The 14,327-nt window shown below is 71.6% G+C and carries 11 protein-coding genes; 6 read left to right on the forward strand and 5 right to left on the reverse strand.

Going from position 1 to position 14,327, the window contains the following annotated elements; genetic code table 11:
- The 5 genes from ADK60_RS13420 to ADK60_RS13440 form a co-directional block, all read right to left on the reverse strand.
- Positions 1-855 (reverse strand): polysaccharide lyase family 20 protein (locus tag ADK60_RS13420; protein ID WP_159400420.1); only part of this gene is annotated, 855 nt, incomplete at its 3' end.
- A 173-nt stretch (positions 856-1,028) separates the two neighbouring features.
- Positions 1,029-1,865 (reverse strand): class II fructose-bisphosphate aldolase, encoded by an 837-nt coding sequence (locus tag ADK60_RS13425; RefSeq protein ID WP_045939460.1) that lies wholly within the window; start codon positions 1,863-1,865, stop codon positions 1,029-1,031.
- A gap of 103 nt (positions 1,866-1,968) precedes the next feature.
- The gene (locus tag ADK60_RS13430) at positions 1,969-2,916 is read right to left on the reverse strand and encodes an SIS domain-containing protein (protein ID WP_053645892.1); all 948 of its coding nucleotides are present in this window, start codon (positions 2,914-2,916) and stop codon (positions 1,969-1,971) included.
- A 144-nt stretch (positions 2,917-3,060) separates the two neighbouring features.
- Positions 3,061-3,993 (reverse strand): 1-phosphofructokinase family hexose kinase, encoded by a 933-nt coding sequence (locus tag ADK60_RS13435; RefSeq protein ID WP_053645894.1) that lies wholly within the window; start codon positions 3,991-3,993, stop codon positions 3,061-3,063.
- On the reverse strand, positions 3,990-4,952 hold the full coding sequence (locus ADK60_RS13440) for an ROK family protein (protein ID WP_234371064.1): 963 nt from the start codon (positions 4,950-4,952) through the stop codon (positions 3,990-3,992). Before ADK60_RS13440 ends, ADK60_RS13435 begins: the two co-directional genes overlap by 4 nt.
- Positions 4,953-5,359: 407 nt before the next feature.
- Here ADK60_RS13440 and ADK60_RS13445 point away from each other — a divergent pair, with 407 nt between their 5' ends.
- The 6 genes from ADK60_RS13445 to ADK60_RS13470 all read left to right on the forward strand — a co-directional run bounded on the left by ADK60_RS13445 (position 5,360) and on the right by ADK60_RS13470 (position 14,231).
- Entirely contained in the window at positions 5,360-6,160 is an 801-nt protein-coding gene (locus tag ADK60_RS13445) for a DeoR/GlpR family DNA-binding transcription regulator (RefSeq protein WP_045939456.1), read from the forward strand.
- Positions 6,161-6,546: 386 nt separating this feature from the next.
- On the forward strand, positions 6,547-7,812 hold the full coding sequence (locus ADK60_RS13450; protein WP_053645897.1) for an extracellular solute-binding protein: 1,266 nt from the start codon (positions 6,547-6,549) through the stop codon (positions 7,810-7,812).
- A gap of 43 nt (positions 7,813-7,855) precedes the next feature.
- Positions 7,856-8,770: a carbohydrate ABC transporter permease gene (locus tag ADK60_RS13455; protein ID WP_053645899.1), complete on the forward strand. Its 915-nt coding sequence runs from the start codon at positions 7,856-7,858 to the stop codon at positions 8,768-8,770.
- The gene (locus ADK60_RS13460) at positions 8,770-9,687 is read left to right on the forward strand and encodes a carbohydrate ABC transporter permease (RefSeq protein WP_079008327.1); all 918 of its coding nucleotides are present in this window, start codon (positions 8,770-8,772) and stop codon (positions 9,685-9,687) included. Before ADK60_RS13455 ends, ADK60_RS13460 begins: the two co-directional genes overlap by 1 nt.
- Positions 9,688-10,152: 465 nt before the next feature.
- On the forward strand, positions 10,153-12,297 hold the full coding sequence (locus ADK60_RS13465) for a family 20 glycosylhydrolase (RefSeq protein ID WP_053645901.1): 2,145 nt from the start codon (positions 10,153-10,155) through the stop codon (positions 12,295-12,297).
- 485 nt (positions 12,298-12,782) lie between these two features.
- Positions 12,783-14,231 (forward strand): RICIN domain-containing protein, encoded by a 1,449-nt coding sequence (locus tag ADK60_RS13470; protein ID WP_053645903.1) that lies wholly within the window; start codon positions 12,783-12,785, stop codon positions 14,229-14,231.
- Positions 14,232-14,327 lie beyond the last annotated feature (96 nt).

Raw genomic sequence — 14,327 nt, forward strand, 5'->3', positions numbered from 1 at the left:
CGGGGGAGCCGGGGTCGCCGCCCCCGCCGGACCCGGGGTGACGGCGATGTCGTCGACGTACAGCACCACATCGGGCCCGCCGGTCGGGGACGCTTTCTTCTCCGGGCGCCAGGCGGGGCGGTAGATCCCGGTCCTGAAGTGCGGTGGCTCACCGCGGTGGTAGTTGTTGTCGCCGCGGTGGGAGCCGACCTGGACGCCGTCCCGGGCCACGGTGATCGATCCCGGTGCGGACGGGGTGGACCACGTGATGTCGAAGGTCCAGCGGTTCCAGCGCCCGAACTGCGCCGGGCCGAGCGGGATCAGGGCCTCGAACTCCTCGAAAGTGGCGAGGTTCTTGAGCCAGTGGACCTTGAGCCGCCAGTCGCCGCCGTTCACCGAGAGCGCCAGGACCGGCTTGACCCCCTCGTTGTCGGGCTGGGTGCTGAACCACTGGGCGACGATCGTGTCGTCGTCGACCTGCTTCCAGTCCTTCGGGAGGTAGTTGGTGAAGGAGAAGCGGTGGCTCTCGGCGCTCAGGCCCTTGAGGGCGAGTTCGGCGCGGAACGAGGTCCCGTCGGCCGGCACGTTGAACCTCGCGGCGGTTCCCGTCCCGCCCGGCGGGGCGGGGGCGGTGTTCACGGCACCGAAGCCGTTGATGGCCCTGAACGGCCAGTCCTGGGCCCCGAGGGACTCGAAGTCGTAGGACCTGGAGTCCGTCGCGGCGGCGGGGGTGACGCTCGCGCCGACCGCGAGAAGGGCGACCGAGACGGCACCGGCGGTCCGGCGCGCGGTGGCGGTGGCGGTGGCGGTGGCGATGGCAGTGCCGGTGCCGGTGCCGGTAGCGGTGGTGGTCGGACGGGAGCGGAGCGGCGGCATGCGGTTCCTCGGGGACGGCCGGCCGTTCTGCGGCACCGGCTGGTCGGACGGTTCGTCGTGCGCGGTCCGCTCCGTGCAGCTCGGGTGCGGACCGCTTGCCCGGAAGGAGTGACCGACCGTCCGCTCGGCCCGCGACGTTGCCCAACCGTGATCAGGTGCCGGCGTCCTCCCCGTCAGCGGCTGGTGAGGATGCCCAGCAGGCGGGTCACCTCGGTTGCCACCGTGTCCCGGGCCGGACCGAGGTAGGTGCGCGGGTCGGCGGTGTCGGGTGCCGCCCGCAGGCGGTCGCACACGGTGCGGGTGAAGAGCCTGTTGAGGTGGGTGGAGATGTTGATCTTCGTCATGCCGGCGGCGACGGCCTTGGCGAGGTCGGCGTCGCCGACGCCCGAGGAACCGTGCAGAACGAGCGGCACGTCGAGCTCGGCGCGCAGCCGGGCTATCAGGTCGAGGTCCAGGGCGGCGTCCCGGGTGAGCATCGCGTGGGAGCTTCCGACGGCGACGGCCAGGGCGTCGACGGCGGTGGCCGCGGCGAACGCGCGCGCTTCGTCGGGGTCGGTGCGGACGCCCGGGGCGTGGGCGCCGTCCTTGCCGCCGATCTCGCCGAGTTCGGCCTCGACCCAGACGCCGGCCCGGTGGCAGTGCTCGGCGATCTGCCGGGTGGCGGACACATTGGCCTCGTAGTCGAGCCTGGACGCGTCGAACATGACGGAGGTGAAGCCCAGGTCGACGGCTTCGTGGACGAGTTCGGGGGACTCCGCGTGGTCGAGGTGGAGGGCCACCGGCACCGAGGCCGTCCGGGCGAGCGCGAGGGAGGCAAGGGCGATCGGGGCGAGCGCACCGTGGTAGCGGACGGTGTTCTCGCTGATCTGGAGGACGACGGGCCGGCCGGCCCGTTCCGCCCCGGTCACGATGGCCTCGGCGTGCTCGATCTGCACGACGTTGAACGCCCCGACGCCGTGGGCGCCGGTGTGGGCAGGGCCGACGATGTCGCCGGTGGGTGTCAGAGGCATGAGGGTTCTCCACAAAGGTGGCGGTGTGCGTGGTGCGCGGGGCAGGGAGCCCGGGGGCGCCGCCGCGGCCGGGCGGACCGGGCGGACCGGAAGGGGTGGGCTGTCAGGTGGCGGGGCCGAGGATCACGGAGCGGGTCAGGTTGCGGGGGCGGTCCGGGTCGTAGCCGCGGGCCTCGGCGAGGAGCACGGCCAGCCGCTGGACGAGGATCAGATCGGCGAGCGGGTCGAGGGACCCGGACCCGCCGCCCGAGGCCTGCCGGAAGAGTCCGCCGACCCGGGCGACGTCCTCGGCGAGGCCCTGCGGGGCGGGGCCGAACAGCCAGGCGACCCGGCCGGGGCCGGTGATGCTGATGGGGCCGTGGCGGTACTCCATGGCGGGGTAGGCCTCGGTCCAGGCGCCGGCGGCCTCGCGCATCTTCAGGCCGGCTTCGAGGGCGAGGCCGTAGGTCCATCCCGTGCCGAGGAAGGTGAACTGGTCGGCGCCGCTCAGCTCGGGACCCAGGGGGGTGTCGAGGGCCAGCCGGGCGTCCTGGACGGCCTCGGCGACCGGGCGCACCCCGGGGGGCAGGGCGCCCTCGGCCTCCAGGTGTGCGCGCAGCAGGACGAGTGCGGTGGTGGCGAACCGGGTCTGGACGACCGATTCCTCGTCGGCGAAGTCGAGCACGACCGCCTGGTCGGCGGTCGTCATCACGGGGGTCGCCGGGTCGGCGGTGAGGGCGGTGGTCGCGACGCTGCCCTTGATCTTCGCCAGCAGGTCGACGACCTCGGTGGTGGTGCCGGAGCGGGTGATGGCCACGACGCGGTCGTAGCCGCGGCCGAGGGGGAACTCGGAGGCGGCGAAGGCGTCGGTCTCGCCGTGGCCGCCGCTCTCGCGCAGTTGCGCGTAGGCGTGGGCCATGAACCAGGAGGTGCCGCAGCCGACCACGGCGACCCGCTCACCGCGGCGCGGCAGCGCGTCGGTGTGCGAGCCGGCGGAGCGGGCTGCGTGGGTCCAGGTCTCGGGCTGCGAGGCGATCTCGGCCGAGGTGCGGGAGGTTTCGAAGGTGGTCACGCGGGTTCCTTGCGGTCGGAGGGGATGGAAGGGGTCGGCTGGGATGCCCCGTTGCTCAGAATGCTGTTTCATGAGCACTCTTTCTGTCAATAGTTGCTCGTAAAGCGCATCCATCAATCAGTTTCGCGCAAACGGTGCGAGGGGTCATCGCACCGGGGCCGGCGGTACCGCCTCGACGACGACCCGGGGGAGCAGCCGCCGGAAGACGGCGGTGTCGACCTCGCCGGCGACCGGGCAGGGGACGGCGGCGGCCGACAGGGCCACCGCCGTGCGGAGGATGTCCGGCCAGGCCGAGCCCGCGTCCAGCCCGGCGGCGATCGCGGCCACGCAGGCGTCGCCGGCGCCCGTGGGATTGCCGGCGAGACGTTCGGGGGGCACCGCCCGCCAGGTGCCCTCCGGGGTGACGGCGTGCAGGCCGTCGGCGCCGGCGGAGGCGACGACCGTGCGGGCGCCCAGGGACCGCAGCGCCGCGGCCGCGCGGGCCGGGTCCGCCTGCCCGGTTGCCGCGGCGATCTCCTCGGCGTTGGGTTTGACCACGTCGGGCCGGGCATCGAGGGCCCGGAGGAGGTCCGGGCCGCTGGTGTCGAGCACCGTGAGCGCACCGGCCGCCGCCGCCGTGCGGACGAGCTGCGCGTAGGCGTCCACCGGGAGGCCGGGCGGGGTACTGCCGCTGAGGACCACCACGCGTGCCCCGGTGGCCAGGGCGGCGTAGCGCCGGTGGAAGAGCTGCCACTCGGCCGCGGTCACCGACGGCCCGCGCCCGTTGAACACGGTGGCATCGCCGTCGTCGCGCGAGACGACGGCCAGGGTCCGGCGTGATTCGCCGGTCACCTCGACGAACTCGCTCCGGATGCGGGCGGTCCGCAGTCCGTCGAGGATCCGGCGGCCGGTCGCCCCGCCCACCAGGCCGGTGGCCACCGGGTCGTGCCCGAGGCCGCCGAGCACGCGGGCGACGTTGATCCCCTTGCCGCCCGCCCGTTCCTGCGCGTCCTCGACGCGGTGGGAGGTGCGGGGCCGCAGGCTGTCGACGCTCCAGGTGGCGTCGAGCGCGGCGTTGAGGGTGACGGTGAGGATCATCGGTCGGTTCCTCCCGTCCGGCCCGGGGCCACGGGGTGGTCGGCGGCCACCCGGGCCACGGGGTGTCCGGCCGCCGACCGGGTCACGGGGTGCCCGGCCGCCCGCCAGGCCGCGAGGCCCGCGCCGAGACAGGCCGCCCGGTCGCCCAGCTCGGCCCGCACGAGAACGGGACGGCGCTGGAACGTCAGGCGCTCCGTCAGGCCGGCCCGCACGGGGTCGAGCAGGAGCCGGTCCGCCTCGGCGAGGCCGCCGCCCAGCACGATCAGTTCCGGCGCGAGCAGGGTGGTGGCGGTGGCCAGTGCTTCCGCCAGTCCGGTCGCGGCCCGGTCCCAGACCGCTCGTGCCACGGGGTCGCCCTGCGCGGTCAGGGCGGCCACGTCGGCCGCGCCGGACACGGGCCGGCCGGTGCGCGCGGTGTAGGCGGACGCCACGGCGGCGGCGGAGGCCACCGTCTCCAGGCAGTCGGAGCCTCCGCAGGCGCACGTTCCCATCCCGGACGCGACGGGGATGTGGCCGATCTCGCCCGCGTACCCGCGGGCCAGGACCGGTCGGCCGTCGCAGACGAGGGCCGCGGCGATGCCGGTGCCGATGGCGACGAACAGGACGTCGTCCGCCCCGCGGGCAGCCCCCATCGCGCACTCGGCGACGCCGCCCGCGCGGACGTCGTGGCCCAGGGTGACGGGCAGGCCGGTCCGTTCCTCCAGCAGGGCGGCGAGCGGGAGGTCCTGCCAGCCGAGGTTCACCGACCGGACGGCGAGCCGGCGGGCGTCGTCGACGATGCCGGGGACGGCCACCCCCGCGTGGTGCACCGGCAGTCCGGATTCGGTGGCCGAGCGGTTCAGGGCGAGCAGGGTGTCGGTGATGGCGTCGAGGACGGCGGACGGCCCGTCGGCGCGCGGAGTGGGTCGGTGCACGGTGTGCAGCGGGCGCATGCCGTGGTCGAGAACGGCGCCCTTCATCCCGGTGCCGCCGACGTCGAGTGCGATCACGCACCCGGGCGGGTGGCCGTCGGACGGGGGCGCAGCGGGGGGCGTGGAGCCGACCGGGGACGGGGAGTTGTTGCTGATCATGGGTGCCGAACCATCCTGGATGATCGAAGATGCGCACTGATAGCGCCAAAGATGCGAAATCCATCAAGATGTGTGAGCGCAGTATCCATGCAGAAGGCTCGCCGAGTCCAGAGGTCGGCCGCCGAATGTCGTGTGACGTGCGCGGTTTGCCCGCGCCACGCCTTGCGCGACGGTGCGGCGATACGATCAACTCCGCGCATACGTCCCGGGTCGGCGGACCGGCCGCCCAGGGCGGTTTCCGTTCCCGCCGGACGCGGCGCGGTGCCGGAGTTCCAGTCGAAGAAGGGTTGCTGCGCATGTCCAAGCAGGAGAGGTGGAGCAAGCTGCTCGAACTGCTCGCGGTCGACGGCAAGCTGGACGTCGACGAGGCGGCTGTTTCGGTAGCGGTGTCGCCGGCGACCATCCGGCGCGACCTCGACGAGCTGGCCGAGCAGCGGCTGCTCGTCCGTACGCGCGGAGGGGCGATCGCGCACGGCGTCTCCTACGAACTCCCGATGCGCTACAAGTCCTCGCGCCGGGTGTCGGACAAGCAGCGCATCGCGACCGCGGTGGCCGAACTGCTGGGGGAGGGGGACGTCGTCGGCCTCAACGGCGGCACCACCACCACCGAGGTGGCCCGGGCACTGGTGCTCCGGGCCGGCGGGGGGCCCGCGGAGCGGGGGGACGCGGCCTCCGGGCCGCTCTACACGGTCGTCACCAACTCCCTGAACATCGCCGGTGAACTCGCGGTCCGCCCGCAGTTCAAGCTGGTGGTGACCGGTGGCGTGGCGCGGCCCCAGACCTACGAGCTGGTCGGGCCGCTGACGGAGGGCGTGCTGAACCAGGTGGTCCTCGACGTCGCCGTGCTGGGCGTGGACGGCGTCGACCCGAGACTCGGCGTGATGACGCACCACGAGGACGAGGCCGGCATCAGCCGGCTGCTCGCGGAGCGCGCCCGGAAGGTGGTCCTCGCGACGGACTCGTCCAAGATCGGCAGACGCGCCTTCGCCCGGATCTGCGGCCTGGACCGGATCGACGTGCTGGTCACGGACTCCGGTCTGGTTCCCGAGATGGCGGCGCGGTTCATCGAGGCCGGTATCGAGGTTATTGCGGTCTGATTCTCCCGGACCACCCTCACGCCGCCGTAACCGGGTGCACGAAGCGCCTCCGCCCGGCGGGCTCCGCTCCCGCGGCAGCCCGCCGGGCGCTTTCCGTTCCGGCGTCGGGCGGGAGGACGGTGACCGGTCGGCCGGTGGCGCCGCCGTCAGGTGTTCCTTCTGTGTTCCTCCGGTGCTGGACGCCTGTCACGTTGGCATCGTTTGCGTAACGGGTCTGGCTCGGGCCCCGCCTGCTCGTGTTTACTTTGCCCACGGCAGATGCTCGTTTATGAGCGAAACACGGTTGGATCTTCCACGTGTATGCACGCTCCGAACTCTGCGGCAGTTTCCGGACCCCCACTGGGCCGCGTCGTCGAGACCGGCCGGGAGACAAGGCGGTACTGACGATGAACAAGCGCTCTCTCGCAGCGGCCTGTGCCTGCACCCTCGGGGCGCTCGCCCTCACCGCCTGCGGCAGCGGCGGCAGCACGGCCTCCGCCGACAAGGACGTGACGCTGAAGCTGGTGGCCGCCGACTACGGCGACAAGGCCTCGAACAGCTCGGCGTCCTACTGGAAGGACGTGGCGGACCGGTTCACCGCCGCCAACCCGAAGATCAAGGTCGACGTCCAGGTGATCAACTGGAACGACATCGACTCGCAGGTCAAGACGATGATCCAGAGCGGCAACGTGCCCGACGTCCTGCAGACCGGCGGCTACGCGGACAAGGTCGCCGACAACCTGCTGTACCGGGCGGACGAGGTGCTCTCGGAGCAGACCCGGGCCAACCTGATCGACAGTTTCGCCAAGGCCGGCGAGGTCGACGGCAAGCCCTACGGGATCCCGTTCGTCGCCTCGGCGCGGGCGTTCTTCTACAACAAGGCGCTCTTCGCCCAGGCGGGCATCACCGAGGCCCCCAAGAGCTGGGACGACGTCAAGGCCGCCGCCGAGAAGATCAAGGCGGCGGTGCCGGGTGTGACCCCCTACGCGTTGCCGCTCGGGCCCGAGGAGGCCCAGGGCGAGTCCCTGATCTGGGAGCTCGGCAACGCCGGCGGTGTCACGGACGCCAAGGGCGCCTACACACTCAACAGCCAGGCCAACATCGACGCGTTCACCTGGCTGAAGACGAACCTCGTCGCTCCCGGCCTGACCTACGCCAACCCCGCGACGACGGACCGCAAGACCGCCTTCGCGGACTTCGCGGCCGGCAAGGTCGCGATGCTCAACGGCCACCCCTCGCTGATCCAGATGTCCAAGGACGGCAAGGTCGACTACGGCGTCGCGCCGATCCCCGGAAAGGCCGGTGCGCTGAAGTCCACGCTCGGCGTCGCCGACTGGATGATGGCGTTCAAGGGCCCCGGCCACAAGGAGCAGGTCCGCGCGTTCCTCGACTTCGCGTACGCCAAGGAGAACACGCTCAAGTTCGACGAGCTCTACAACCTGATGCCGGTCACCGAGGACACCCTCGGGGAGATGACCGGCAACGGCAGGCACCAGGACCTCGAGCCCTTCTTCTCGCTGCTGCCGAACGCGGTGTTCTACCCGCTCGGCGACACGACCTGGGACGCCGTCTCCGCCGAGATCAAGAAGAGCGGCGGCACGGCCGTGAACGACCCGGCCAAGGTCCTGGGGGAGCTGCAGAAGAAGGCCGAGGCAGCGGTCTCCGACAAGTAGGCAGCCCGCGCACCGCATTGTCACGGAAGGCAGGCACTCCCTCGTGTCCACCACTTCAACCACATCGCGCCCGGTCCGCAAGGACAGGGGCGGCCTGGCCCGGCTGGGACCGCTTCCCTGGATCGGGCCGGCCGTCCTGCTGATCGCACTGGTCGTCCTCTGGCCGGTCTACGAGATGGTCCGCACCTCGTTCCTGAGGATCAGCAGCAGCGGATTCGTCCGGGGCTCGGCCGGATTCGACAAGTACAAGCAGCTGTTCGCGGAACCGTCACTGCCCTCGGTCGTCCTGTCGACCGTGCTGTGGACGGTGGTCGTGGTCGGCGCGACCATGCTGGTCTCCCTGGCGCTGGCCCAGCTCTTCAACCAGAAGTTCCCCGGCCGGCGCCTCACCCGCTGGGCGCTCATCGCGCCCTGGGCCGCCTCGGTCGTGATGACCGCCATCGGCTTCAAGTGGATGCTCAACCAGACCGCGGGCGTCCTCAACACCCTCATGACCGACCTCGGTCTGATCGACAGCCCCCGGGACTGGCTCGGCGACCCCGCGACGGCCTGGCCCTGGATGATGTTCGTCGCCGTCTTCGTCTCCCTGCCCTTCACCACCTACACCCTGCTGGCAGGACTGCAGACCGTCCCCGGCGAGGTCTACGAGGCGGCCCGGGTGGACGGCGCCGGCCCCTGGCAGACGTATCTCCGGATCACCCTCCCGCTGCTGCGGCCGGCGTTCCTGGTCGGAGTGGTCATCAATCTGATCAACGTCTTCAACTCCTTCCCGATCATCTGGAGCATGACCCACGGCGGTCCGGACAGCGACACCGCCACCACCACCGTGTTCATGTACCAGCTCAAGAACTCGGACATCGGGGAGTCCGCCGCGATGTCCGTGGTGAACTTCGCCCTCGTCGTCGTCATGGTCGTCGTCTTCCTCAAGGCCAGCCGCTGGAACCAGGAGGAGAACTGATGGCCCGCTCCACCCTCGCACCGTCGGAGTCCGCCCCGCCCGTCGCGACTCCCCGTGCTGCCAAGGGCGGTGGCCGGGCCGCCGCCCCGCGCGCCACCCGCACCTTCCGCCCGCGCACCCTGCTGGTCGCCGCTGCCGCCTGGCTGCTGGCGGCCGGGTTCCTGCTGCCGTACGCCGAGATGGTGATCACCGCACTGCGGCCGGCGAGTGAACTGCGCGACGCCGGCTACCTGCCGTCCTCGTTCGAGTGGGCGAACTTCGTCGACGTGTGGCGCGAGTCCCACCTCGGCGACAACCTCCGCGTCACCCTGCTCGTCGCCGCCGGGTCCACCCTGCTCGTCCTGCTGGTCGCCGTCCCCGCCGCGTACTACACGGCCCGGGTGCGCTTCCGCGGCCGCAAACTGTTCCTGCTGCTGGTGCTGGTCACCCAGATGTTCCAGCCCACCTCCCTGCTGGTGGGCCTCTACCGCGAGTTCTACCAACTGGACATGCTGAACTCGGTGTGGACGCTGATCCTGTGCAACGCGGCCTTCAACCTGGCCTTCGCCATCTGGATCCTCACCGCCTACTTCGCCTCCATCCCGGTGGCGCTGGAGGAGTCCGCCATGATCGACGGGCTGGGCAGGGGAGGGGCGCTGCTGCGGATCACCCTGCCGCTCGCGATGCCAGGGGTCGTCACCGCGATGATCTTCACCTTCATCGCGGCCTGGAACGAGTTCGTCATGGGGCTGACCCTGTCCACGGTCCCGGAGAACCAGCCGCTGACGGTGGGCATCAACAGCTTCATCGGCAACTACACCGTCCAGTGGAACTTCCTGTTCGCCGGCTCGGTCATCGCCATCGTGCCGGTCGTCGTCCTCTTCGCGCTCATCGAGCGCAAGGTCGTCTCCGGCCTCACCGCGGGGTCCGTGAAGTAGCCCCTCGTGAAGCAGGTCCTCGTGAAGCAGCCCCCCGTGAAGCAGGTCCTCGTGAAGCAGCCCTCCGTGAAGCAGGTCCCCGCGAAGTAGCCCCGGACCGCCCCCCGAACGCCCGTCCTCCGGCCCCGAGCCAGGGGGACGGGCCCTTCGGCATGCCCGTTCCCCGGGTGCGGAAGCGGCCGAAGCTACGGCCGGGTAGGCCTTGACGCCCCGCTGGGCACCCTGACACCTTCGTGGTTGAAGCTGCTCGAAAAGCTCACTCTTGGAGCATCTGCGAGCGCCTTTCGTGCTCTGTCGCACTGTCGGCTTCATGTACTGCTGCCACAGGACGAGCAGCCTGCAGCGCGGCAGGGTCCCCGGCGCCGATCCCGGGCGACGCACCCTCCGCCGCCGGCGCGTACCGCGCCCTCCCGGCCGCCCGCCGTCGAGCGGCTCCGGGCCTTCCCCCCACAGAAGGAGTCCATCATGCACCGGTTCCACCGACGGGGCCGAGGTCTTGTCGCGCTAGCCTCGGCCGCCCTCACCCTCCCGCTCACGGCCGTACTCTCGCCGGCCGCCGCCGCGCCCACTCCCGCCGCGCCCACCTCCGCCCCGTACGCCCTGGTACCGCAACCGGTCTCGCAGCAGGCGGTGCCGGGCGCGGGGTTCACCCTCACTCCCAGGACCCGGATCGCCGTCCTCTCCAAGGACGCGGCAGCCCAGGGCGTCGGCAGCTACCTCGCGAAGCTGCTCGCGCCCGCGACGGGCTACGACCTCAAGGTGGTCCGGAAGACCGAGGCGCCGGACAAGGCACTCGTCCTGGACCCCGGGGGCCCGGCCTCGCTGGGTGCCGAGGGGTACACCATCGCGTCCGGCAGGAACGGCGTCGTCGTCACGGCGCACGGAGCCCAGGGCCTGTTCCGCGGCGTGCAAACGCTGCGTCAGCTGCTGCCCGCCGCGGTCGAGTCCCGCACCAGGCAGTCCCGGACGTGGACGGTCGCGCCCGCGAAGGTCTCCGACGCGCCCCGTTACGAGTACCGCGGCGTGATGCTGGACGTCGCCCGCCGCTTCTTCCCCGTCGAGCAGGTCAAGCGCTACATCGACGAGGCTGCGGCCTACAAGATCAACAAGCTGCACCTGCACCTCACCGACGACCAGGGCTGGCGCATCGCCGTCGACGCCCTGCCCGACCTGACCAAGGTCGGCGCCAGCACCCAGAGCGGCTTCACCGGCGGCACCGACTGGTACTACACAGCGGCCGACTACAAGGAGATCGTCTCCTACGCGGCGTCCCGCTTCATGACCGTGGTCCCCGAGATCGACGGCCCCGGGCACACCATGGCCGCCCTGGCCTCGGTTCCCGAACTGAACTGCGACGACCGGGCGAAGGCCCCCTACTCCGGCTTCGAGGTCGGCATCAGCCTCTACTGTCTGAAGGACCAGAAGCACCAGGACGCGACGAAGAACTTTCTTCGGACCGTCGTCGACGCCGTGGCCGAGCTCACCCCCGGCCCCTACGTCCATCTCGGCGGCGACGAGACCCCGCAGGCCACCCAGGGCGAGTACGACGCCTACGTCGAGGCGGCCGCCGACGCGACCACCGCCCGGAAGAAGACCGTGATCGGCTGGCACCAGCTCGGCCAGTCCCCCCTCCCCGCCGGCAGCCTGCTCCAGTACTGGGGCGAGGACAGCGACCGGGAGACCATCGGCACGGCGAGCGAGAAGCCGGGCATCACCCACCTCCGTCAGGGCGTCGCGCAGGGCGCCGAATACATCATGTCCCCGTCCGACCACGCCTACCTGGACATGAAGTACGACGTCTCCACCCCCTACGGCCTGAGCTGGTCCGGCTACGTGCCGGTGCAGCGTTCCTACGCCTGGGACCCCGAGACCGTCACCGGCAAGCTCGACGGCACCGGCGCCATCGTCCCGGCCGGGCAGATCGCCGGCGTCGAGGCCGCCCTCTGGGCCGACCGCGCCTACGAGGGCAGCAGCAACCTGCCGAACCCCGCCACCCGTTGGCCCTCGCCCCAGGAGTACGCCGACCACATGAGCTTCCCCCGGCTGCCCGCCGTCGCCGAGGTCGGTTGGACCCCGCAGTCCGGCCGCGACTGGACCGGTTTCCGCCAGCGGCTCGCCCAGCACGGTCAGCGCTGGACCGCCGCCGGAATCGGCTACCACGCCGCTCCGGGCGTCCCGTGGCCCGGCACGGTGCGCACGGTGGAGGGTGAGCACGTCATCGTGACGGGGGACGTCGACGGTGTCGCCCTGGAGAACGCCGGCTCCACCAACGACGGCACCGGCCTCGTGATGTGGGCACCCAACCGCGGCCCCAAGCAGACCTGGACCGTGTCCCCGCAGTCCGACGGTACCTACACCATGACCAACAAGGACTCCGGGAAGTGCGCCGAGGCGTCCGGGAGCGCCGTCGGCGCCACCGTGGTCCAGCGGACCTGCGACGCGGGCCGGACCGGCCAGCGCTGGAGGATCACGGCCCGCCCCGACGACGACCGGTACACCATCGCCTCCGCCGGCGGCCCGGTGCTCACCGCCGCCTCGGCGACCAACGGCGCCGGGGTGACCCTGCAGCCCGACACCGGCTCCGCCGTGCAGACCTGGACCGTCGACTGACCGCTCCTGCCACAAGTAGCCCCCCGTCGCCCCTGCTCCGGACGCACGCCGTCCGGAGCAGGGGCGCACGTGTCGGCCACGCACTCCGGGGCGGCACCGGCCGGCTTCTCGATCGAACAGGAAGCAACGAAAAACAACGCTCAAACATGACGATGTGTGGTCGGACGTATGCCCCTGGTGGATGATTCGGGCCTGATTGCCCCACTCCGCCTGTGAATCGGTCAGAAGCCTTGACATAACCGAACAGCGCTTTGAAACTCTCCATCACCCCGATTGTTTGCGCGAACATCAGCGACGGACGCGCTGTCGCCGACGGTCGGGGCCACCCCCACCCACGACGCACCCGCGATCGGTCCCCGCCGCCGCCCGGCCCGGGCGGCGGCGCCGGCACAGCCGCTGCCGCGCGGTCATCCGCACCTGCCGGATGCTCCGCCGCGCCACGGTCGGCCCGCGGGCGCGTCGTTGAACGAAGGACGAGAGTGGACATGCTGCGTTTGAGAACGGCAGTCGGCGGCGCCGTGCTGGCCCTGTGCGTCTCCCTGTTCCAGGGCGTCGGGCAGGCCGAGGCGGTCGCCGTGACGGTCACCAACGGGACCCAGTTCGTGGACACCGCGGGCAACCCGCTGCACGCCCACGGCGGCGGTGTGATCAAGGTCGGTGCGTACTACTACTGGTTCGGCGAGAACCGCAACGCCGACAACTCGTTCCGCTACGTCTCCGCGTACCGCTCGACCGACCTGAAGACCTGGGAGTTCCGCCGGCACGTGCTGACGCAGGCGACCGACCCGGAGCTGGCCGGCGCCAACATCGAGCGCCCCAAGGTGATGTACAACGCCGTCACCGGACAGTTCGTCATGTGGATGCACAAGGAAGGCAGCGCCACCGACTACAGCGAGGCCCGGGCGGCCGTCGCGGTCTCCGCCACCGTCGACGGCGACTACACCTGGCGCGGCAGCTTCCGTCCGGCGGGGGCGATGTCCCGGGACATCACCACCTACGTCGACGACGACGGCACCGGCTACATGGTCTCCGCCGCCAACGAGAACCGCGACCTGCACATCTACCGCCTCACCGCCGACTACACCGGCATCGACGCGCAGGTGCAGAGCCTGTGGAACGGCGAGTCCCGCGAGGCCCCGGCCCTGTTCAAGCGCAACGGTGTGTACTTCCTGCTGACCTCCGGAGCCACCGGCTGGGCCCCCAACCAGCAGAAGTACGCGACCGCCGGCAGCATCACCGGCACCTGGAGCGGACTGCGGGACGCCGGCGACGGGATCACCTACGCCAGCCAGACCGCCTTCGTCCTGCCGGTGGTCGGCAGCCAGGGGACCAGCTACCTCTACCTGGGCGACCGCTGGGGCAACGCCACGGGCGGCACGGTCAACGACTCGCAGTACGTGTGGCTCCCGCTCGCCTTCCCCACCGACACCACCCTCACCCTGGGCTACTCGCCGCAGATCACCGTGAACGCGGCCACCGGCCGGATCACCCCGCTCAACGCCACCTGGCAGCAACTGGTCGGCCGGCAGAGCGGCAAGTGCGTCGACGTCGGCGAGTACTCCTTCGCCGAGTCGGCCCGGCTCCTCCAGTGGACCTGCGGCAACGGCGCCAACCAGAACTTCTTCCTGAAGGACCTCGGCACCGGCTACGCGCAGGTCATGGCCCGGCACAGCGGCAAGTGCCTGGACGTCCAGGGCGGGTCGACCGTCGACGGGGCCCTCGCCGTGCAGAACACCTGCACCGGTGCGCTGTCCCAGCAGTGGCAGGTCCAGCCGGTCGGCGACGGTTCCGGGAACGTCCGGCTGATCGCCCGGCACAGCGGCAGGTGCCTGGACGTCGTCAACCAGGCCACCAACGACGGCGCCGCGCTCGAACAGTGGGCCTGCAACGGCGGCACCAACCAGCAGTTCGGGCGTCGGACCGCCACGGTCTGACCCCGGGAGCACCGGACCGTCACGGTCCGACCCCGGGCGCGGCCCCGCCCGCCCGACGGTGGGACGGGCGCGCCCCGCCCCACCGTCGTTCACGCC

This window comes from Streptomyces sp. XY431, from assembly GCF_001279805.1.
GTDB classification, from domain to species: Bacteria; Actinomycetota; Actinomycetes; order Streptomycetales; family Streptomycetaceae; genus Kitasatospora; species Kitasatospora purpeofusca.